The following is a 22,263-nucleotide window of genomic DNA, read 5'->3' as shown; positions in this document are numbered from 1 at the left end:
CCTTACTTGTTAAAAACTCTGTTAAAAATCTTATCTACATTTTTTGTATAGTAGTCGTAATTAAAACATTCTCTGATTGCTTCTTCGCTGAGTGAGTTTCTTAGTTCCTCATCTGCAAGCAAATGATTAAGGTAAAGACTTTCCCCTTTTTCATTTACTGTAGGCTTGCCTTGCTGAATCTCTTCCCAGACTTTCATTGCATTTCTTTGTACGATTTTGTAAGCATCCTCACGTGAAACACCTTGAAGCGGCAGTTCAAGTAAAACACGTTGTGAGAAAACAAGCCCCCCTGTAAGGTTAAGGTTTTTCATCATATTTTCAGGGTAAACAGTCAGATTTGCTATAACGTTATTCATACGGTGAAGCATAAAGTCACTTGTTATAAATGCATCCGGCAGCCAAAAACGCTCAGTTGATGAGTGAGAAATATCACGCTCGTGCCATAATGCTACATTTTCCATAGCAGGATTTGCATATGCACGAATCATACGTGCCAAACCTGTTATGTTTTCTGTGAGGATAGGATTACGCTTATGCGGCATTGCAGAAGAACCTTTCTGCCCTTTTGCAAAATACTCTTCGCACTCATATACTTCTGTTCTTTGCCAGTGACGAACTTGAACGGCAAATTTTTCTATTGAACTTGCCATAAGTGCTAGTGTAGTAGCCAATCTTGCATAACGATCACGTTGAATAACCTGGTTTGAAGCAGGAGCAGGTTTAAGACCTAACTCTTCACATGTATACTCTTCCAATTCTAGTGGCGCATGTGCAAAGTTACCCATAGCTCCACTCACTTGACCAACAGCGATAACATCCATAGTTTGCTCAAGGTTTTCTAAATGACGTGCCATTTCATCATACCAAACAGCTAATACAAGACCAAATGTTATAGGTTCTCCATGAATACCATGAGAACGTCCAACCATTAAAGTCATCTTGTGTTCCATTGCACGTTTTTTAATAGATTCCATAATCATTTTTACATCTTCTATAATAAGCGAGAGTGAATCTTTCATTTGAAGAGCAACAGCAGTATCAATAGTATCTGATGAAGTCATACCATAATGGAACCATCTACTCTCTTTACCAAGAGATTCAGATACAGAAGTAGTAAAAGCTATAAGGTCGTGGCGTGTTACAGCTTCTATCTCATCAATACGTTTAATATCAAAGTTTGCATTTTTAACAATCTTGTCCGCATCTTCTTGAGGTATCTTTCCTAGTCTCGCCCAAGCTTTAACTACAGCTTTTTCAACATCTAACCAAGCTTGATATTTAGCCTGGTAAGTCCATTTTGATGCCATCTCTTCTCGTGAATATCTATCTACCATTATATAGGTTCCTTATAAATAATATCTTCTATTTTATGCTAGAATTCGCATAATTTAAGTAATCTATTTTACTCAAATATTCATTAAAGAGGATTGAAATTTTGCCATTTGTTAGAAAGAGAATGTTCGCACCGAAAAAACAAAAAGCTTTTTTATATTTAATACAAGAACTTGGATATACACAAAAAGAAGCACAGCGTCTTATTGCCAAAGGTAGACTGTTTGTTAGTGGGAAACCCATGACAAAAACAGCAGGTGAAATAGAAGGTGAATTTGAATTTATCTATTTTGAACCAATTACAAAAGGACTGGAGCCTACATATGAAGAAGAAGAGTTTGTAATATTTGATAAACCAAGCGGCGTGCTTATTCATCCTCAAAACAGATATACGCCCTATTCCCTTATAGATGAATTAAAATACCAATACGGCAGGGATGCAAATATAACGCATAGAATTGATCAGGAAACTAGCGGACTAGTTTTATGTGCTAAAAATAAACAAAGCGAACGTGATATTAAAATGATGTTTGAGCAAAGAGATATGAAGAAAAAATATTTGGCATTTGTGCATGGTCATTTTGAAAAAGAACTTACAGTAGAAGCACCACTGCTCAGAGCAGAAGATGAGAGTGCAATAGTTCGCATGGTGGTAAAGGTTGATGAAAAAGGCAAAGCTTCAAAAACTGACTTCAAGCCGCTGCAATATTTTTCTGAAGTTGATATGACACTTGTTGAATGTTCACCATATACAGGAAGACAACATCAAATTAGAGTGCATTTGTTTCACGTGAAACATCCAATTGTGGGTGATCCTATTTATGGACAGAGTGAAGAAAATATTATTAAATTTTTAGAACGGGAATTGTCGGAAGAAGAAAGAATAAAATACAGCGGTGCTAAGCGATTGCTTTTACATGCAAGTGAATTGGGCTTTGAGTTATATGGAAGAAGTTATCATATAAAAAGTAAAGTAGACTTTTTAAAAACATCTTTGTTATATGTAATGTGAATAACTTTTTTACAAAATGATAAAAATTATTTTCAACAATGTGAATAATTTTTAAAAATCGCTGTATAGCCCTATAATCAGGCTATATATAGAATATATAAATTGCTTTAAGTTGAAATTTACATAAATATTTTCTTAAATAATCACTAAATTTCTAAATTTTTTAGTGACTATTTTTTGTGATATTCACACTTTAGAACAATGTGTGAATAATACACATTTAGAGTAAATTTTGAAATTTTTTTATGATTAAAATTTATTTTAAGAGAAGTGTATATTTGAAATATTTTTTTAAGATTAGTAGGGTATTATTACATTCATAGACGACCTCCCTGGTGTGTTGGTCGTCTGCTTCTTATACTTCGTTATATCTTCGTATAATTTTTTTCACGCGGTTTCGTAGCTTTCTTAATGCATCTGTACTTGTTTTACCATCTGCTGTTAAGTTCTCAAATTCATCACCAAGTTGTGCTTTGGCAATCCATCCTATTCTATTGTGATATTTAACGCCTACAAAACGTACATCACCAAAATGACTTTTACAAAGTTTATATATCTCTTTGATTCTGTCTGAATCTGTCTTTTCTGCCATAATAACTCCTTTTTGTTTAGTCTTCTTTTGTTGCAGCCCAAATAAAACCGCCAACACCAACAGTAAATACTATAACTAGTAAAACTACTTCACTGATATCTACATCACTCATAAATGTCCTTGATTTTTATTATAAGCTAATTATACTCCTAGATTTGTTATCTAAGTATTTATTTCACATGGTAATTCAAAACTCAGTTATGTTGTAAAAATTAATATGTTTTTCTTGGAACCTAGGTTTATTTGCTTTAAAGCCTAAAAGGCAAGGTTACAGAAAAAAATTTAGTTTTTTTCTAAGTTACACTTTAGTGTTTGAAAACCTTGCTTCCGAGAATAAAATAAAAATTAGTTTTGAATTACTGTGTTTATCTCATCTTGGTTTTTTTCTTTGAGTTGTCCGCATGCAGCACTGATGTCTATTCCTTTGGAATCGCGAATAGTAGAGAGCAGACCATGGTTTATAAGGTACTCTTGAAACTTGACCATATCTTCACGTGAAGGACGTTCGTACGGTGTTCCAGGATAAGGATTAAAATAAATGAGATTTACTTTAGCTTTTATACCGCTAAGGAGTTTCACAAGTTTTTTTGCAGAGCCTAAGTCATCGTTTTTGTTCTTTATAACAAGGTATTCAAACATGACACGTTTACGTGTATCAATCGGAAAGCGTTTTACCGCTTCTATGATTGAGTTGATATTATGTGCTTTATTCATAGGTATAAGTTCAGTTCGCAGTTCATCATCAACTGCATGGAGTGATATGGCTATATGCACGCCCAAGTCCATTTTTCCAAGTTTATCTATTTTATTGCTCAGACCGCTAGTACTGACTGTTTGGCGTTTGCCGGAAATCGCCAAGCCCTCTTCTTCTTTAAAAATTTCTATGGCTTTTGCAAGATTCTCAAGATTATCTAGCGGTTCTCCCATGCCCATATACACGATATTTATTTTTCTGTTATGTTTGTGTGCATTGTCACGTTTTAAATTCACAACTTGCGCTACGATTTCACCTGCACTTAGATCTCGTGTAAATCCGCCTTTTGCTGTCAAACAAAAAGAGCACCCTACTTTGCAGCCAACCTGAGTAGAGACACAAATTGTGTATTTTGCTTCTTGTATTATCTCGCCATTTTCATCAATTTGCGCATCTTTCATTTTAAGCCAGACTGCTTCAACTGTTTTGCCGTCTTGCAATTCAAATAAGTACTTGATAGTACCATCACTTGATTCTTCTTTACGGACTATTTTTAGCGGATTCACTATATATTTTTGAGACAGTTCTTCTTTCATTGCTTTTGGTATGTTTTTCATTGCATCAAAGTCTTGGGCATATTGATGGTACATCCAGCCATAAATCTGTTTTGCACGAAAGGACGGTTTTACTAACTCTGTTAGCTCTTTTTGTGTGAAATCCAGTAAGGATTGTTTTAGCGCACTCATTTTGCTGTTAGTTCCTTTATACGTTTTGTTACATGTGCTTGAAGTAGTTCTTTTGCTTTATTGTGGTTCTTTAAAAAATCTTCATGAGCATTTTTGTTAGTATAATTTGTTATACAAAATACGCCGCCTGCAGGAATATTAAATTCCTGTGCAATGCGTAAAACGGAGAAAAATTCCATATTTTCTATTCCCACACCAAACTTTAAAAAGTTTTTTGAAAGCTGGGCATTTGTTGATATATAGTTAGAAGAATTGACCACGATATCTTTTTTACTAGTAGTGTTGGTTGTTACAACATTATCAAGCGGCGTATAAGCGTCATTGCTTAAAAAAGCAAGTTCAATATTAGCAGCTGTTTTACTTTCTACTATGTCAAATATCTCTTTTTCTCCATAGCTGCCGGCTGTTCCTACAAAGAGTAGAAACTCAGGTTTGTCAAACAAGCAAAGCCGTGTGAGGTTCATGGCAGTTTCAATCAAGCCTACTCCCATTGGTGTAGCAAATGGAAATGTTTCATTATTACCGGCACAGATAATCATATTTAAAGTCTTACCGGTATGTTTTGTTCATGCAGATAATGTTTCAAATCCATGATATCTATCTCTTTGTAGTGAAAAATCGACGCTGCAAGTGCTGCATCGGCACCGTGCTCAAAAGCTTCTTTTATATGCCCCATTGTCCCGGCACCGCCGCTGGCAATAACAGGTACATGTACTGCACGGCTGATTTGTTCGGTAATGTTAAGCTCAAAGCCTGCTTTTGTTCCGTCTGCATCCATAGAAGTTAAAAGGATTTCTCCACTTCCGCGGTCCACAACCTCTTTTGCCCACTCTACAGCATCAATGCCGGTATCTACACGTCCGCCGTTAAGATAAACATTGTATTTATCACCGGTCTTTTTTACATCAATAGCTGTAACAATACACTGAGAGCCAAAGCGTTTTGCACCCTCGTCTATCAATTCGGGTCTTTTTATAGCTGCTGAATTGATACTTACTTTATCACAGCCGACATTTAAAAGTTTGTAAATATCGTCAAGCTTGCGAATACCTCCACCTACGGTAAGAGGTATAAAAATTTCACGTGCAACTTCGGCAACTATATCAACTATAGTATCTCTGTTATCAGATGAAGCCGTAATATCTAAAAAAGTAAGCTCATCGGCACCCTCTTCATTATATCTTCGCGCAACTTCTACTGGGTCACCTGCATCTTTGAGTCCTACAAAATTCACGCCTTTGACGACGCGTCCATCTTTTACATCCAAGCATGGGATGATTCTTTTTGCAAAATAATTCATAAAAGAATTATACAATTTTAGACTTAATAGCGGATTTGTTTCACGTGAAACAATAGTCTTCTGAGACATATATAGGTTATGCAAAAAGTCTAATACTTTTATATTGCTTTAATATAGATAGGACTATAATTATTAATTATATTAGGCATAGGAACGTAAATGAAAAAGGATGAAACTTTAAAAAGTTTAGAAACTGCAGAAATAGAATTAACAAGATTTGTAGAAACAGCAAAATCCTTAATAGATGGAATAGATGCAGAGGATAAAGTTTTACCGACGTCACCCAGGGAAACAAAATTTGGTGAATGGTTTTACAGCGACGGTCAAAAATTAAAGGCACTCTCAAATAATCCGTTAGAGTGTATGAGCAATATTGAGCAACTCCACGATAAACTTCATGGAAGGTATCGTGAAATTTTTGATTTGTTTTATTCCCAAGAAAATAAAGGTGGTTTTTTATCGAAAATATTTAAGCCAAAACAAAAAGTATTGACAGAATCAGAGTTGAAACTGGTAAACGAAGAATATGTTGCCATGCAAAAAACCGCAGAGGAACTTTTAGCTGAAATATCAAGATTACAGAGACGTTTAGTTGCTGTTTCAGAAGAAAAAATTAATGCTTTAGTATAAAAATTAATTTTTTTTGTTCTGTTACCTTTTTGTAAGTAAAAAGAAGGTAGAATAACGTCATGAACAGAGAAAGTGTTGTAGCAAAGAAGAAGTTTGGACAAAACTTTCTTAAAGATCAATCAGTTTTAAGACAAATCGTCGAAGCGATGCCCAAAAATGATAATAAAATCGTAGAAATTGGGCCTGGCTTAGGTGATTTAACTAAATTTTTAGTTGATGTCAAAAGTGTAGAAGCTTTTGAGGTAGATACCGATTTATGTAAACTGTTACAAAGTACATTTAAAGAAGAGATTGCTACCAAGCGACTTCATATAAATTGTGGAGATGTTTTAGAAGCTTGGCAGAGTGAACTTGTAAGTGAGCCGTATGATTTGGTGGCAAATTTGCCCTATTATATCGCCACGAACATAATATTGAAAGCACTCGCAGATCCTATGTGTAAAAATATACTTGTAATGGTTCAACTTGAAGTAGCAGAGAAATTTTGTGCATCCTCAGGTGAAAAAGTATTTGGTTCTTTGGGCGTTATAGCTCAAAGTGTGGGAACAGCACAAATTGTTGTAAAAGTTCCTCCGACTGCATTTGACCCACAGCCAAAAGTAGATTCTGCTGTTTTTCTTATACAAAAAAAGCGTGATAGAAACGATAAAGAATTCGAGGATATGCTAAGAGTTGCATTTTCGCAGCCTCGTAAAACTTTAGTGAAAAATCTATCATCAAAATATGATAAGAAATTACTTCAAGAAGCTCTAGAAGAACTAGAACTTGCATTAACGATTCGTCCTCATCAGGTGAACACTAACGACTATCACCAACTCTATAAATTAACAAGGAGTTTGGATGGCAGAAAAGACACAAGAGGCAGCACAAAGTAAGCCTCAGGAACAACGCAAACCAAATAGCAACCGTAGACCGAATAATAATCGTAGACCAAATGGCAATCAAAATAAGCCTTCTGGTGAAAAAAATGCAAATGCAAAGCCAAGAACAAATAACAATAAAAACAAGGGTCGTGGCCGTCAAAAACGTGGAGCTTCTCCGATTGATGACAAACTAAAAGCATTTGTTATAAAAAACCAAGAAGCCCAAAAGCAGAGACTTAACCCTCATTACAAGCTTGATTTAAATTCAAAAGCAAAAGTACGTGTTACACCACTTGGCGGTCTGGGAGAAATCGGCGGGAATATTGCCGTATTTGAAACTGACAATGAAGCAATTCTTGTAGATGTCGGTATGAGTTTTCCAGATGAAGATATGCACGGGGTTGATATTTTAATTCCTGATTTTACATATCTTCATGAAATTAAAGACAAGATTGTCGGTATTGTAATTACTCATGCTCATGAAGACCACATCGGTGCAGTACCTTACCTTTTTAGAGAATTACAATTTCCTCTATATGGCACGTCACTGCCTTTGGCAATGATTGGGAACAAATTTGATGAACATCATTTAAAAGAAAGTAGAAAATATTTTAATCCTGTTGAAAAAAGAAAAGTATATAAAATAGGAAATGATTTTGAAGTTGAGTGGATGCATATGACGCACTCTATTTTAGATTCTTCATCAGTAGCCATTACAACAGATGCCGGTACGATAATTCATACGGGTGACTTTAAAATTGATTATACACCAATTGACGGCTATCCTGCAGATTTACACCGTTTAGCACATTACGGTGAAAAAGGTGTTTTATGTTTAATGAGTGATTCAACAAACTCACATAATCCTAATCCAACACCATCTGAGCTTAGTGTTGCACCGGCATTAGATCGTGTGTTCAGCAAGGCAGAGGGAAGAGTAGTTCTTTCAACATTCAGCTCAAATATTCACCGTGTTTATCAAGCAATTCAATATGGTGTTAAACATGGTCGTAAAGTGTGTGTCATTGGACGTTCAATGGAGCGTAACCTTGAAGTGGCCATGCAGTATGACTATATTAAATTACCAAAAAGTATATTTGTAGAACCTGATGAAGTAGCACATATGAATGATAAAGATGTTCTTATCGTGACAACAGGTTCACAGGGTGAGGGTAACTCAGCATTGTTTAGAATGTCAATAGGTGAGCATAGACACATCAAAATCAAACCAAATGATTTGATTGTTCTCTCTTCTCGTGCTATTCCTGGAAATGAGGGTTCTATTTCTCAGATGCTTAACCACTTACAAAAATGTGGGGCTAAAATAGCGTATGACAAAGATATCCACGTTTCAGGGCATGCATCAATAGAAGAGCAAAAATTAATGCTCCGTCTTGTGAATCCTAAATTCTTTTTGCCGATTCATGGTGAATATAATCATGTAATGAAGCATAAAGAGACAGCTATGATGTGTGGTGTTCCTGAAAGAAACATTCTTCTTATGACAGATGGCGAGCAGATAGAAATTGCACCAAAGTATATGAGAAAAGTTAAAACTGTAAAAACAGGAAAAACTTATATTGATAATCAAAATAACTATGAAATCGAAGATGACATAGTTATGGATCGTCAGAAACTTGCAAATGACGGTGTTGTAATGATTGTTGGACAGGTTAGTGAGCAAACCGGAAAGATGATGGACAAACCAAAAGTGACATCATTTGGTTTAGTTGCCGATAAAAAAGATAAAGCCTTTGCAAAAGAGATAGAAGAGATTTTAGAAAACTTCTTGCTTAATATGAAACCGGGATTAATTGGAAGTCATAGAACTCTAGAGGGTGATTTGCGCCAGGTTATTAGAAAACATATCTATCGTAAAATGAAAAAATACCCACTTATCGTTCCGTCTATCTTTATTCACTAAAAATTTTCCTCAAGTTTATCTTGGGGATTTTTCATCACATCATTTTTTCAGCAAATTCTTGCTACTCTATCATAATTAAAACTTTAAAAGGCATAACCTTGTCAGATAATAAAAACAGTGAATTTGAAAACGCAGTAAAAGTCATGATGCATCATGTTGGAGAAGATCCTCAGCGTGAGGGTTTAATAGATACCCCTTCAAGAGTAAGAAAGGCCTATGAATTTATTTATGGCGGATATAAAGAAGATCCGGCAGAGATTTTAAAAAAAGCTCTTTTTACGACTTCAAATGATGAAATGGTTTTAGTAAAAGATATAGAGTTTTATTCTACATGCGAGCATCATCTTTTACCTATTATTGGTCGTGTACATGTAGCTTATATTCCCGATGGAAAGGTTGTTGGACTTTCAAAAATTCCTCGTGTTGTCAATGTGTTTGCCCGTCGCATGCAGATTCAAGAACAGTTGACAGAACAGATAGCAGATGCCATTATGGATACGATTGCACCAAAAGGTGTTGGTGTTGTTATTCAGGCACGTCACATGTGTATGGAGATGCGCGGTGTTGAAAAAATAAATTCAACAACAACATCTTCAGCACTTCGCGGACTTTTCAAAAAAGATGAAAAAACACGAAGTGAATTCTTTTCACTTATAAATTCTCCTACGGGAAACAGATATTAAAATATGCCACTATCATTACTAAAAGAGAAGCTTGCAAATAAAAATTATTCGGTGTCTTTTGGTGAGGTTGTCAAAATCAATGCAACGATTATTACTGCAAAGGGTTTACATGTAAGCATTAGCGACATGGTGAAAATTGTCTCAGATACAACAGGACAAGAGACCGTTGGTATGGTGACAGAGATAGATGCAGATCTGTTTTTTATTACGCCTTTTTCTTTTGTAGAGGGATTTCGCTCAGGAGATAAAGTATTTTTGGATGCTACTGGATTAAATATTCCTGTAGGACCTGCTCTTTTAGGGCGCGTTGTGGATCCATTTATGCGCCCTATTGATGGCAAAGGCAGTGTAAAAGATGCAAAACTTGCTCCAATTATAAAAGCGCCTATAGCTGCAATGAAACGTGGCATGATAGATGAAGTTTTTTCTGTAGGTGTTAAGTCAATTGACGGGCTGCTTAGCTGCGGAAAAGGACAAAAACTCGGAATTTTTGCAGGAAGCGGTGTCGGAAAATCTACATTGATGGGAATGATTGTCCGCGGAGCAGATGCACCTATAAAAGTTGTAGCACTCATTGGTGAGCGTGGTCGTGAAGTACCGGAGTTTATAGAAAAAAACCTTGGCGGCGACTTGACAAATACTGTTATAGTTGTGGCAACGTCAGATGATTCTCCTTTGATGCGAAAATATGGTGCTTTTGCAGCGATGAGTGTTGCTGAGTATTTTAAAGACCAGGGCAGGGATGTGTTATTTATCATGGATTCTGTAACGCGTTTTGCCATGGCGCAGCGTGAAATAGGTCTGGCTCTTGGCGAACCGCCGACTTCAAAAGGGTATCCGCCGTCATCGTTAACATTGTTGCCCCAGTTGATGGAGCGTGCAGGAAAAGAAGAAGGCAAAGGGAGTATTACAGCTTTTTTTACCGTTTTAATAGAGGGTGACGACATGAGTGACCCTATCGCTGATCAGTCACGTTCAATTTTAGACGGACATATTGTACTCTCCCGTGAGATGACCGACTTTGGAATTTATCCGCCTGTGCATATTTTAAATTCGGCTTCAAGGGTAATGAGCGATATTATTACACCCCAGCATCTTAAAGCCGTGATGAAGTTCAGACGTTTGTATACACTGCTTAAAGAGAATGAAACGCTTATTAGAATAGGTGCGTATACTCAGGGTAGTGACGCTGAGCTTGATGAGGCTATTAATAAAAAAGAGGATATGGAAGCTTTTATAACGCAGAATTCTACTGTTCAAACATCTTTTAGCGAGACAAGCCAAGCACTGATTACTCTTATGGATGCATAATAATTTGTGAATGAATCCAACTGTCTCTTGTGCATTTCTTTTCTTGCTCATGTGTGATTGCAAGTTTCTTTGAGGTATATTTTTCATAATTATCCATAATCACTTTGAGCTCTTTGTCCATACCAAAGATGTCTATATATGAATAGATGATATTCTCGGCACTTTTAAACTTGTTTTTGTTGATGAGATGTTTTATTTGTGTGTAAAAACTGAGCCTGAGTAAATCCCCCGTCCTTTGTGCCCGGGTCGGTATACTTATAAGCTCATGCAGTGTTTCTTTTATACTTTGTATATCACCTTGAAGTGCATAATTTTCACATTCAATCATAAGCTTTTGCCAATGTTTTTCAAGCAGTTTGGTTATTTCGAGTTTTTGGAGTCTTTCATCACTGTCTATAAGTGCATAACATGTTTTAAAATCATTTTCTTCATAACTTGTCAGTAATTTTTTGACAGATAAAGCATTGTCATAAAGCTCTTCGAGTTCATCTTCGTTACATGTAAAGTTTTGTAAAGATTTTATTTGTTGTATTGCCTCATCAATCTTGGCATTATTTATGGCACTACTGACATTTTTTAAAAGAATTTCTTGAGATTTTTGTAATGCAGAGTAACCTGGAATATCTTTAAAGAATTCATATTTGGATATCAGAGAATGGATTACTTTATAATCTTTTTTTTGCAGGGCTTTTAAAAAGTCTAAAAATTCTTTATTTTGTTTGAGTAAAAGATTAATCAATGTCCTCTTTGATAAAACAGTAACATAGGGTGTTAATATATTTTTTGCAATATCCTGACGTCCTATAAGTATTTGTTTTTGGGCAAATGTATATACCTCTTTAAAAGTATCTTCCATCTTTTTATATTGAGGAGTGTATTTGAGTGGTGGAAATTTATCACTGAGATTGTATACAAGAGCATATTTTTTTTCAAGATAAAGTGATTTAAATTTTGCATAATTATTATATGCATTATATAAGAGGTTAATATCATCTGTTTTACTTTTTATATTTTTGATGATATCTATAATCTTTTTTAGCTCTTTTTTATTGGAGTTAATGAGGGAAATAAATGCATTGGCATAAAGCTTATTATATAAAACTTCGACTCTTTTATGCTCTTTTGTTCCTTGAAGCCTTGGATCTGTGTCAATAATTTCAAAAGCTTTTTGAAGGTTTTTATTGAATATACACTCTTTTAAATTTTGTGCATTTGCAAATTTTACATGATAGGTTTGATTGTTTTTTAAAACAACGATGAGATTTTGCTCATTTGTCAGTGTCATTGTATGGATTTCATCTTTAAATGTGAGATATTTCGGGCTGATTATTTTTGCAGTTTTTATGTTTATAAGGCTGATACTGTTTGATTTACCACTGATAATGACAAAATTACTTTGAGAAAAATGTATTATATTCTTTATGTCTGTAAAAGGCATATTGATTGAGAGCACTTTTTCTTTGTTTTTGAGTGGTTGTATGTATATTGTGCCATCAACATTGCCAAATAAAAGTTTTTCTTCATCAATAAAGCACAGACTATTTACTCGTACCTTGGAATCACAAAAAACTTTTACCTGTTTGTGAGAATTTAAATGAACTAGACTGACGCAGCCCCCATATCCACTGCTGGCTATATAGTTTTGACTAAATGCAAAAACACTGACATAATTGTTTGTAATTTTTCTTTTTCCCCTGATATGAGGAAAGGAAACAAGACGAGATATTCCTGAGGGACCGTCATATCGGTAAAGCATAACTCTTCCCTCATTTGTTCCGCTGACAAGATAGGGACGGTTGGGAACAAAACGAAGTATATCAATTGCGCCGTTATGTGTAAAGATTGTCTGTAAAACACTTTTGTTGGTAAGGGAAATTATGTATATCACTTTATCATTTGCAATAGCACAAATGTTGTCACTTGGATGAAAATCGATGGCTGTTGTTTTGTAATTTAATTGGGATATGGAGAGTATTTGTCTGTTTTGACAATCATCAGCTCCAAAAATTCGTATACCGTGAGTTCGCGTACTTAATGCTATTGAATTATTATGTAAAGCGCTTAAAGCAGTGACCTCAGAGCGGACTTTTTGGCACTCTTGGATTTCTTGCATACGAACTCCTAAAATATCTTGTTCACTAAAAGCTGCGCAGAGACTCTGCCGTTAAACTCATTTTTAGCCACAGAGTAGCTACATGTAATCTTTTTATCAACAGGCATTTCAAAAACGCGTCTGAACGCAATGATCTCAATTGTCTTTCTTTGATGAGGATGCTGTCTGACTTCTATACGTGAATGAGACTTGTCCGCGCCCATAAGTTTTATACTGACAACCTCTGCATCTTTTATAAGAAATGTCGGTCGAAGGTTTGCTTCTCCGAAAGGTTCAAACTGTTCAAGCAGAGCAAGCAGTTCTGTGTCTATATCTTCGCTTGCCAAGATTCCGCTTATCTGCTCTTTTGGTATAAAGTCATCTTGGGGAATCTTTTGTGCACTAGTATTTATGGCTTTTGTAAATGCTTCTATATCCTTTACATGTAAGCCCAGTCCTGCAGCCATTTTATGCCCGCCAAATTTAGTTAACAAGTGTTCATTTTCTTTTATGAGCTCATATATATTGACATCGCCGATACTTCTTGCACTTCCCTTGGCTTCTTCATCTTTTATACTCAAAACAATAGCAGGACGCCCGAATTTATCTACTAGACGAGCTGCTACAATGCCCACAACACCTTCATGCCAGTTTTCTCCTGACACGACTATGACTTTGTCATCTTCATTAACAGAGGCTATAGCTTCCTGGGTTGTTTGTGCTTCTGTTGCTTTTCTCAGATCATTAAGCTGGCCTAGCAGTTCAAACTGTTTGTAGGCAGTATGAGTATCTGGTGCGGTGTAAAAATCAAGAGCAATGGAAGCATCTTCAAGACGTCCCGCAGAATTTATACGCGGAGCAATATTGAAGGCAATATCTTCACTTGTAATTTTTGATTTGTTTAAAAAGTCACGAATGACAATGCTTGAAGGACGGCTAGAGTGCATTAGTTGTTTGAGACCCTCTTTGACAAGTGTTCTATTTATATCGATAAGAGGCATAATGTCAGCAATAACGGCAATGGCTAAAATATCCAAAAACTGCTTCATGTCAATATCTAATGCAAGTTCTTTTTTAACAAGTCCAAGTAACAGCCAGGCAACTTCTGCGCCGCATATTTCTTTAAAAGGGTAGTTACATGTAGGGAGTTTTGGGTCAACTATAGCATAGGCATCAGGTAAAATTTCACAAGGCGTATGATGATCAGTAATAATCAAATTAATATCTCGTTGCTTGCAAATCTCGGCTGCTTCAATGGCAGATATGCCATTGTCAACGGTAATTACTAAGTCAGCATCAACTCTTTGTAAAACTGTAGGACTGACACCGTAACCGTCAGTAAAACGATTGGGTATAATAGCCTCAAGAGGGTAGGGAATTTGCTTGAAAAAATCTACCATAATAGCAGTGGAGCTGACACCGTCAACATCATAATCACCCACTAAGGTTATACGTTTGTTGTTTTGCACAGCCTCTGCAATTTTTTTCGCGGCTTTACTTGCATCTGTAAGCAGTTCTGGATTTGGAATTTGGGAGAGTTTTTTATCTTGGGAATCAAACCTTTGAGAAAGAAGCTCAAAAAGGTCTGATTTATTGAGGTGCGGTGTATTATTCAGCATTTAAACTGGCGTTTACAAACGCTAGTATTGAAGGGTTTGGTGTCTGCAGACGCGAAGTAAATTCAGGATGAAACTGCACACCTAAAAACCATGGATGCCCTTGGATTTCTACAGTTTCTATAAGTCCGTTCGACTCACCGGTCACTATCATACCTGCATTTTCAAGCTGTTCTCTGTACGCAGGATTTGCCTCGTAGCGATGACGGTGTCTTTCATAAATTGTTTTTTGACCATTATAGGCTTGGCGTAAAAGTGAACCTTCTTTTGTGTCACAAGGGTATTCGCCAAGACGAAGTGTACCACCCATAGGTGATTGGTGCGTTCTAAGCTGCATGCCGCCGCTTTGGTCTAAAAAATTATCTATAAGATAAATCATAGGATGAGGTGTATTCTCATCAAATTCAATGGAGTTCGCGCCTTCAAGTCCGAGCACATTTCTTGCATACTCAACAAGTGTAAGCTGCATACCAAGACAGATACCCAGGTAAGGTATTTTATTTACACGAGCATACTCAATTGCCTGAATTTTACCCTCAACACCACGATTCCCAAAACCGCCTGCTACTAAAATCCCGTCACAGTCATTAAGAAGTGTCTGGGCTCCTCTTTCTTCAATTTCCTCAGAGTCAACCCAGCAGATTTCAACTCTGCTGTCAAGGTGTGCCCCTGCATGTATGAGTGCTTCTGTGAGTGATTTGTAAGACTCTTTAAGTGCCAGATATTTACCGACAAAACCAATAACTACTTTTCCTTTTGGCTGCACGATTTTTTTGACAAGTGAATCCCACTCTTGCATATCAGGAGCAACTTCGCCAAGTTCAAGTTCTTTTGCTATAGGCTTTAAAATATTTTGTCTTAAAAATGACATAGGAACATCATAAATAGTTGCTGCATCAAGTGCTTCTACGACACTGTCAGGAGAAACATCACAACTCATTGCAAGTTTTTTCTTGAATGTTTTAGGCAAGGCATTTTCACTTCTTGCAATAATCATCTGCGGAGTAATACCAATACGGCGAAGCTCCTGAACAGAATGCTGTGTTGGCTTTGATTTCATCTCACCGGCTGCTTTGATGTAAGGAATAAGCGTTACATGTACAAAGAATGTACCGGCAACTTCTTCGTCATGTTTCATTTGACGAATGGCTTCCATAAAAGGCAGGCCTTCGATATCACCAACTGTACCGCCAAGTTCCACAACCAGAATGTCATGTCCTTCACCAGCCTCTTTTATGCGCTTGACAATTTCACCGACAATATGAGGGACAACCTGTATAGTCTGCCCAAGGTATCCACCGGCACGTTCACGTTCAATAACACTTGAATAAACCTGACCTGTTGTAAAGTTGGATGTCTTTAAGAATGATTTGTCTAAAAAGCGTTCATAGTTTCCTATGTCAAGGTCGGTTTCTGCTCCGTCTTTTGTAACAAAAACTTCACCATGCTCTAAGGGGCTCATAGTACCCGGGTCAACATTGATATATGGATCGATTTTCAGCATGCCTACATTTTTACCGGCATGTTTAAGTAAAGTACCAACACTGGCAGCTGTGATCCCTTTTCCAAGAGAGCTTAATACTCCACCGGTAACAAAAATGTATTTAGTCATCAAAAAATCTCCATATATATTAATTATAAGCGCGATTATAGTATATAATGTCTTATTAAATTATGAAAGTATGCTTATGCAAAATATTTTAGTATATATAATTATCGCACTTGGCCTCTCAATAGTCATAAATATCTTTTTGAAAAAAATAGGTATTTCACAAATTATAGGTTATATCCTAACAGGTACGATTATTGCCTACGGTTTTGATTTGCATGAAGCAAGCCACTCGCATGAATTGGAAATGGCGGGAGAGTTTGGTATCGTCTTTTTGATGTTTACCATCGGTCTGGAAATATCTTTGGCAAAAATGGGTTCTATGAAAAAAGAGATATTTGCCAACGGTTTTCTGCAGGTTGGTATTACGACAATTGTCACCTACTTGCTTACACATTATATTTTTGCATTAGAAGCAAAATCATCCATCATTATAGCGCTTGCTTTTTCACTCTCATCAACGGCAATTGTGCTGACATATTTAAAAAGTTCCAAAGAAATTTATACACCATATGGGCAGAATGCAACCGGTATATTGATATTTCAGGATATTGCAGTTATTCCTATTTTAATTCTTATTAGTTTTTTAACAAACGAAGGTGACCAGGATATTATGGTTATTTTATGGCATACACTTTTTAGTGTTGTTATTGTTATAGGTGTTTTGTTTACAGTAGGAAAAAAAGTGGTTGCCTGGTTGTTGCATTTTTCAGCCTCATCAGAAGTGGATGAGTTGTTTATGGGTTCTGTATTGTTTATAGTGATGGCATCATCACTATTTGCGTATTATATGGGTTTTACATACTCTTTAGGGGCATTTGTAGCCGGAATGATAATAGCTGAGACTAAATATCACCACAAAGTAGAATCAGATATAGCACCTTTTAAAGATATTCTTTTAGGAACGTTTTTTGTTGTAGTAGGAATGAAAATAGACGTATCATTGTTTATTCATAATATCGGATTGATTATCAGTCTCTTTTTACTGATTTTTATGATAAAGTCTCTAATTATGTTTGCACTTTTACGCTTGACTGCAACAAGTGCCACCTCTTTGAAAACTGCACTTTTTCTTTCCCAAGTCGGTGAATTTTCATTTGTAATTTTTGCACTTGCGGCATCAGGACATATTATTGATGACAAGTTAGCTTCTTTGTTGGTGCTCATTGTTATATTTTCTATGGTAGTGACACCATTTTTTGTCCCTTATATTAATGCTATAACAGCAAAATTAATAAAAGAAAAAGACATTGTTACAGATATGTCCGCTTTAAAGGGACGAGAAAACCATGTGGTTGTTTGTGGATATAGTGTTGTCGGTAAGTTTGTAACACAATACCTTGAAGAACTTGATGTACCTTATGTTGTTATAGATAACTCCAATAAACATGTAAAAGAAGCACTTAACGAAGGTAAAGAAGCTTATTTGGGGGATGTTTCAAAAACATCTATCCTGGAAGCACTCAATATTGACAAGGCAGCTGCAGTGATAGTGACACTTGATAATCTTGCAAAGAAACGTTTGATATGTGAAGCAGTACTCAACCATGCTAAGAATGTCAATGTTATCGTCAAAGTTGTCTCTTTAGAAGAAAAAGAGAAACTTGCGGATTTAGATATAACGACTATCGTAGACGGAAAAGTTGAAGTAGCTAGAGTTTTGGTGGAGAGGATGTTAACCTGCCAGCTGAAATACAGCTAGAGGTTGAAACTTAATTTCCGCGTGAACCTGGTTTAATGGCTTCACTGCCGTCTTTACAGAGCGGGCATGCATCTGGTGCATGCATTTCAAAAGTAAAATCTGCAAGCGCAAAAAATGGAATGTCCTGAGGAAGTTTACAGTTTGGCTTTGTTACAACGTCACTGCCTTGTCTGTGGCAGAATCCACGGTTTGCAAGTGCTGCAACACCGACGATTTCGCCGCCAAGTTCTTTGACAACTTCAGCTGCTTCCATCGCACTTCCACCAGTTGTAATGATGTCTTCGCACATTAGAACTTTCTCACCCGGTTTTATTTCAAAACCGCGGCGAATAGACATTTTACTATCAACTCTTTCAGCAAAAATACTTCTTACATCAAGTGCAGTTGCAAGAGCAAAACCTGCAATCAAACCACCAAGAGCCGGAGCACAAACAGTGTCAATTTCAAGACCGCTGGCTTTTATCTGCTTTGCAAGTTCATCTGCTAAAAATTTTGCAGTTTTAGGATCTTCCAAAACTTTTGCAGACTGAAGATAAAATTGTGAATGATTCCCCGAACTAAGTTTAAAATGCCCTTCTAAAAGAGCATCTGCATCCATATATATTTTTTTTACGTCCATAATATTAAACTTTCAGTATTTCAGCTTCTTTATCTTTTAAGATGCTGTCAACTTTAGTGATATATTTGTCTGTAATTTTTTGTACATTGTCTTGAGCAGATTTTGATTCATCTTGTGTAATCTCTTTATCTTTTTCAAGTTTTTTGATTTTGTCATTTGCATCACGTCTGTCATTTCTTATGGAAACTTTTGCATTTTCACCCATAGTTTTCATCTTTTTGACAGACTCTTGACGCTGTTCAACTGTCATTGGAGGAAAAAAGAGCTTAATTAAATCACCGTCATTATTTGGATTTACACCAATATTTGCGGCATTTATAGCAGATTCAATATCAGGCAAAAGATTTTTTTCCCAAGGGTTAATAACAATAGTTGTTGCATCGGCTGCTAAAACAGAACCGACCTGGTCAAGCGGTGTAGGCGTTCCATAGTAGTCAATTTTTACATTGTCCAATACAGAGGTCGTAACCTTTCCTGTTCTAAGCGTTTTGAAATCTCTTTGCATATGCTCAATGCTTCCTTGCATTTTTGTTTCACATTCATTAAATATTTCGTTCAACATTCTGTTTTCTCCCTTGAAAGATTATTTTTGTGTAGCTGCTGGTTTTGCAGTCGGCGCAGTTGGTACTACAGGAGCAGCTACGTCTGTTGTTGGAGCCATTTCATCTACCACAGAAGACTGCGCAGACTGAGAGTACATGTAACCTAATGTTATTGTGTTTACAACAAACAAAAAGCCGATAGTAAATGTAGTTTTTGCCAAGAAACTGCTTGGTCCTTTTGCACCGAAAACTGATTCATTTGAACCACTGTAAGCACCAAGGCCTATGCTTGAGCTTTTTTGTAACAGCACAGCTATAACCAAGATGATAACTAAGACGATTTGGATTATAAGTAAAAGACTGGTTGTCATATATTTTCCTAAATTAAAGTGGCGAATTATATCTAAAAAATCTTATATTATCAAACTCTTAAAAAGAGGGTATAATTGCATACAGTAAATAAAAACTATTTTGAAGGCCAAAAATGAAAAATTTAAAGATTGTCTTATTAATTCTGGTTCTGTTATCAGCTGTATTGTTTATTGTAATGCAAAATGAAAAAAAACCGCCGTCCGTTGAAAAACCAATAGTGGGTGTGACGACATTTGCTTTGTATGATATTACAAAACATATAGCAGGCAACACTTTTACTGTTATCAACATTCTGCCTTTCGGTGTTGATCCGCATAGTTTTGAGCCGACTCCAAGACTTATGACTGGTATAGAAAAAAGTTCATTGGTTTTTTACAGTGGAGCAGGACTTGAGCCTTGGATACACGGATTTAAATTCAAACATAAAGCAGTAAATATAAGCAAATATGTCAAATTACGAAAATTAACAGAGGCTGAGATTGCACAAGATCACGAACATGAACATGAAGCGCATCATCAGGGAATAGATCCTCATTATTGGCTTGATTTTGACAATATGAAAATAGCAGCAGAGGTCATTACAAAAGAGTTGATTGTCCTGCAGCCTCAAAATAAAGAGATTTATATAAAAAATAGAGACAAATATATAAAAATGTTGAATGAACTTGATGAAGGGTATACAAAAACACTCTCAAACTGTAAACAAAAGAATGTTGTTGTCAGTCATAATGCTCTTGGCTATGTAGCAAATAAATACGGCTTTCATGTAGAATCACTTACCGGATTATCTCCCGAAGCCCAGCCGAGCGCCAAAGCAATCAGACGTATTTTCCAAGATATTCACGCAAAAGGCATACAAACAATTTTTTATGAAAATTTTGTCAATGACAAGGTGACAAAAACAATAGCAAAAGATGCAAATATCACTGTGGATGTATTTCAGCCTCTTGGGAATATTACGGCAGATGAAGCAAGGGCAGGGATGACATACGAAGATATAATGAAGCAAAACCTTAAAAAACTCTCCAAGGCTCTTATGTGCAAATGAAATTCAAAGTACCCATCTTTGATGTAAAGAATCTTAACTTTATTGTTCGTGGACAAACAATTCTCTCAGATATATTATTTGAAATTTTTGAAGGGGAGTATATTGCCATCATCGGACCAAACGGTGGTGGAAAAACAACGCTTATTCGTATGCTTTTAGGACTTGAGCAGCCTACATCAGGAGAAATTAAAATTTTTGGTAAAAAATTAAAATTTTTTAAAGAGTGGTACAAAATAGGCTATGTTCCACAGCGTGCAACCCTTGTAGATGAAAATTTTCCTGCCACTGTTGAAGATATCGTAAAAATGGGTCGTATTGCAAAAAGAGGCATATTCGCCGGTATGAGCAGTGAAGACAAAGAAGTGGTGGAAGATGCCATGATAAAAATGGATATTCTTAATTTAAAAGACCGAATGGTTGGTACCCTCTCAGGAGGTCAGCGCCAGCGGGTTATGATAGCCAGGGCGCTAGCATCTTCACCAAAAATTCTGATTTTGGATGAACCAAATACCGGTGTTGACATGGTTTCGCAGCAAAGATTTTATACGCTGCTTTCAAAACTCAATAAAGAAGAGAATATTACAATTTTGTTTATCACACATGATATCGGTGTCATAGCTGATGATATCGGTCGTTTGTTTACTATCAACCAAAAGGCAACCATTTGTAATGACCCTAAAAAGATGCTGAGTTGTGAAGAGGTGAGTGAGCTTTACGGCATAGATGCTCATGCCCTTCATCATCACAAGCACGAGCATGAAGGATAAGTATGTTGGAGATGTTTGATTATGATTTTATGCAAAGAGCATTTGTAGCAGGACTTTTTATTGCTATATTAGCTTCAATAAGCGGCAACTTCGTTGTACTCCGCCGTTACTCTCTTATGAGTGAAACATTGGCACACTCAGCACTTGTCGGGGTGGCTGTAGGGCTGGTAGCAGGGTACAATCCTTTATGGGTTGCCGTTGGGGTTGCTATTGGCGCTGCCTGGCTTATTGAGTACCTTAGAAGTGCTTTTTCTCTTTACAGCGATGCTATTTTGGCGATTATACTTTCAGGTTCGCTAGCAGTTGCCGTTATTATCGTCTCCTTGGGCGGTGCTTTTAACAATTCACTCTTTTCTTATCTGTTTGGCTCAATTTTATCTGTTACTAATGAAGATGTTATAACAATAGTAATTGTGGGTAGTATCTCTTTACTCTTTTTGCTTCTTTTTTCCAAAGAGCTCTATTTTATTGCTTATGATGAAGAAGTGGCAAAAACAAGCGGCATAAAAGTAAAATTTTTAAATTTTCTACTTGTTAGTGTAGTTGCTGTTATTATTGCCTTATCTATTCGTGTGGTTGGAAGTCTACTTATCGGTGCATTGATGGTTATTCCGACGGTGGCTGCCCTGCAGTATAGAGTAGGCTTTAGAAATACAATGCTCATTTCACTCTTTTTTGCCCTTTTTAGTGTTATCTTTGGCATGAGCCTCTCTTATTATTATTCTTTGCCTTCAGGGGCTACAATAGTACTCTCTATCATAGTTATTTTCATTATTTCGCTTATTATAAATAAGAAATGATATACAGTC

The 22,263-nt window shown here is 36.2% G+C and carries 21 protein-coding genes; 10 read left to right on the top strand and 11 right to left on the bottom strand.

Going from position 1 to position 22,263, the window contains the following annotated elements; genetic code table 11:
* Positions 1 to 2: 2 nt before the first annotated feature.
* Positions 3 to 1,334, bottom strand: coding sequence for an adenylosuccinate lyase (gene purB, locus SAUT_RS10920; RefSeq protein WP_013327951.1), 1,332 nt, complete (start codon positions 1,332 to 1,334; stop codon positions 3 to 5).
* Between the two features lie 122 nt (positions 1,335 to 1,456).
* Here purB and SAUT_RS10915 point away from each other — a divergent pair, with 122 nt between their 5' ends.
* The gene (locus SAUT_RS10915; protein WP_245534108.1) at positions 1,457 to 2,344 is read left to right on the top strand and encodes an RluA family pseudouridine synthase; all 888 of its coding nucleotides are present in this window, start codon (positions 1,457 to 1,459) and stop codon (positions 2,342 to 2,344) included.
* A gap of 355 nt (positions 2,345 to 2,699) precedes the next feature.
* Here SAUT_RS10915 and SAUT_RS10910 read toward each other — a convergent pair whose 3' ends face one another.
* From SAUT_RS10910 to hisF, 4 genes are all read right to left on the bottom strand, one after another.
* A complete protein-coding gene (locus SAUT_RS10910) occupies positions 2,700 to 2,936 on the bottom strand; it encodes a hypothetical protein (protein WP_013327949.1) in 237 nt (78 codons plus the stop codon).
* Between the two features lie 345 nt (positions 2,937 to 3,281).
* The gene (rlmN, locus tag SAUT_RS10905) at positions 3,282 to 4,376 is read right to left on the bottom strand and encodes a dual-specificity RNA methyltransferase RlmN (protein ID WP_013327947.1); all 1,095 of its coding nucleotides are present in this window, start codon (positions 4,374 to 4,376) and stop codon (positions 3,282 to 3,284) included.
* A complete protein-coding gene (locus SAUT_RS10900; RefSeq protein WP_013327946.1) occupies positions 4,373 to 4,915 on the bottom strand; it encodes a phosphorylase family protein in 543 nt (180 codons plus the stop codon). Before SAUT_RS10900 ends, rlmN begins: the two co-directional genes overlap by 4 nt.
* A 2-nt stretch (positions 4,916 to 4,917) precedes the next feature.
* Positions 4,918 to 5,676: an imidazole glycerol phosphate synthase subunit HisF gene (gene hisF, locus SAUT_RS10895; protein ID WP_013327945.1), complete on the bottom strand. Its 759-nt coding sequence runs from the start codon at positions 5,674 to 5,676 to the stop codon at positions 4,918 to 4,920.
* A 159-nt stretch (positions 5,677 to 5,835) separates the two neighbouring features.
* On the opposite strand from hisF, the gene SAUT_RS10890 reads away from it, so the two are divergent.
* The 5 genes from SAUT_RS10890 to fliI all read left to right on the top strand — a co-directional run bounded on the left by SAUT_RS10890 (position 5,836) and on the right by fliI (position 11,087).
* Positions 5,836 to 6,306 (top strand): CZB domain-containing protein, encoded by a 471-nt coding sequence (locus SAUT_RS10890; protein WP_013327944.1) that lies wholly within the window; start codon positions 5,836 to 5,838, stop codon positions 6,304 to 6,306.
* A 59-nt stretch (positions 6,307 to 6,365) separates the two neighbouring features.
* Positions 6,366 to 7,181: a 16S rRNA (adenine(1518)-N(6)/adenine(1519)-N(6))-dimethyltransferase RsmA gene (rsmA, locus tag SAUT_RS10885; protein WP_013327943.1), complete on the top strand. Its 816-nt coding sequence runs from the start codon at positions 6,366 to 6,368 to the stop codon at positions 7,179 to 7,181.
* Complete coding sequence (locus SAUT_RS10880; RefSeq protein WP_013327942.1) at positions 7,147 to 9,093, top strand: ribonuclease J; 1,947 nt, start codon at positions 7,147 to 7,149, stop codon at positions 9,091 to 9,093. The genes rsmA and SAUT_RS10880 overlap by 35 nt, the downstream gene beginning before the upstream one ends.
* A 98-nt stretch (positions 9,094 to 9,191) precedes the next feature.
* Positions 9,192 to 9,776, top strand: a complete 585-nt coding sequence (gene folE / locus SAUT_RS10875; protein WP_013327941.1) for a GTP cyclohydrolase I FolE — start codon at positions 9,192 to 9,194, stop codon at positions 9,774 to 9,776.
* A gap of 3 nt (positions 9,777 to 9,779) precedes the next feature.
* On the top strand, positions 9,780 to 11,087 hold the full coding sequence (gene fliI, locus SAUT_RS10870; protein WP_013327940.1) for a flagellar protein export ATPase FliI: 1,308 nt from the start codon (positions 9,780 to 9,782) through the stop codon (positions 11,085 to 11,087).
* Here fliI and SAUT_RS10865 read toward each other — a convergent pair.
* Genes SAUT_RS10865 through SAUT_RS10855 form a run of 3 tightly spaced genes read right to left on the bottom strand, consistent with a single transcriptional unit; the run spans position 11,074 to position 16,407 of the window.
* Positions 11,074 to 13,200, bottom strand: a complete 2,127-nt coding sequence (locus SAUT_RS10865) for a WD40 repeat domain-containing protein (RefSeq protein WP_013327939.1) — start codon at positions 13,198 to 13,200, stop codon at positions 11,074 to 11,076. The two genes, fliI and SAUT_RS10865, sit on opposite strands and share 14 nt — an antisense overlap.
* Before the next feature lie 8 nt (positions 13,201 to 13,208).
* The gene (gene recJ / locus SAUT_RS10860) at positions 13,209 to 14,798 is read right to left on the bottom strand and encodes a single-stranded-DNA-specific exonuclease RecJ (RefSeq protein WP_013327938.1); all 1,590 of its coding nucleotides are present in this window, start codon (positions 14,796 to 14,798) and stop codon (positions 13,209 to 13,211) included.
* Positions 14,788 to 16,407, bottom strand: a complete 1,620-nt coding sequence (locus SAUT_RS10855) for a CTP synthase (protein ID WP_013327937.1) — start codon at positions 16,405 to 16,407, stop codon at positions 14,788 to 14,790. The genes recJ and SAUT_RS10855 overlap by 11 nt, the downstream gene beginning before the upstream one ends.
* Before the next feature lie 76 nt (positions 16,408 to 16,483).
* On the opposite strand from SAUT_RS10855, the gene SAUT_RS10850 reads away from it, so the two are divergent.
* Positions 16,484 to 18,106, top strand: a complete 1,623-nt coding sequence (locus tag SAUT_RS10850; protein WP_041675572.1) for a cation:proton antiporter — start codon at positions 16,484 to 16,486, stop codon at positions 18,104 to 18,106.
* A 10-nt stretch (positions 18,107 to 18,116) separates the two neighbouring features.
* Here SAUT_RS10850 and pyrE read toward each other — a convergent pair whose 3' ends face one another.
* The 3 genes from pyrE to secG are packed head-to-tail and all read right to left on the bottom strand — an operon-like array spanning position 18,117 to position 19,638.
* Positions 18,117 to 18,725 carry an orotate phosphoribosyltransferase gene (gene pyrE, locus SAUT_RS10845; protein WP_013327935.1) on the bottom strand — a complete coding sequence of 203 codons (609 nt, stop codon included), beginning with the start codon at positions 18,723 to 18,725 and terminating at the stop codon, positions 18,117 to 18,119.
* 4 nt (positions 18,726 to 18,729) lie between these two features.
* Positions 18,730 to 19,287: a ribosome recycling factor gene (gene frr / locus SAUT_RS10840; protein WP_013327934.1), complete on the bottom strand. Its 558-nt coding sequence runs from the start codon at positions 19,285 to 19,287 to the stop codon at positions 18,730 to 18,732.
* Positions 19,288 to 19,308: 21 nt separating this feature from the next.
* Positions 19,309 to 19,638 (bottom strand): preprotein translocase subunit SecG, encoded by a 330-nt coding sequence (gene secG / locus SAUT_RS10835; RefSeq protein ID WP_013327933.1) that lies wholly within the window; start codon positions 19,636 to 19,638, stop codon positions 19,309 to 19,311.
* Between the two features lie 113 nt (positions 19,639 to 19,751).
* Between secG and SAUT_RS10830 the strand changes: the two genes are divergently transcribed.
* From SAUT_RS10830 to SAUT_RS10820, 3 genes are read left to right on the top strand one after another with little or no spacing between them, the layout of a single operon-like run.
* On the top strand, positions 19,752 to 20,687 hold the full coding sequence (locus tag SAUT_RS10830; protein WP_013327932.1) for a metal ABC transporter substrate-binding protein: 936 nt from the start codon (positions 19,752 to 19,754) through the stop codon (positions 20,685 to 20,687).
* A complete protein-coding gene (locus SAUT_RS10825; RefSeq protein WP_013327931.1) occupies positions 20,684 to 21,454 on the top strand; it encodes a metal ABC transporter ATP-binding protein in 771 nt (256 codons plus the stop codon). Before SAUT_RS10830 ends, SAUT_RS10825 begins: the two co-directional genes overlap by 4 nt.
* Positions 21,455 to 21,456: 2 nt before the next feature.
* On the top strand, positions 21,457 to 22,254 hold the full coding sequence (locus SAUT_RS10820) for a metal ABC transporter permease (protein ID WP_013327930.1): 798 nt from the start codon (positions 21,457 to 21,459) through the stop codon (positions 22,252 to 22,254).
* Positions 22,255 to 22,263: the final 9 nt, after the last annotated feature.

Origin of the sequence: Sulfurimonas autotrophica DSM 16294 (assembly GCF_000147355.1) — a bacterium.
GTDB lineage: Bacteria > Campylobacterota > Campylobacteria > Campylobacterales > Sulfurimonadaceae > Sulfurimonas > Sulfurimonas autotrophica.
This window is presented reverse-complemented; position numbering and strand designations above follow the sequence as displayed.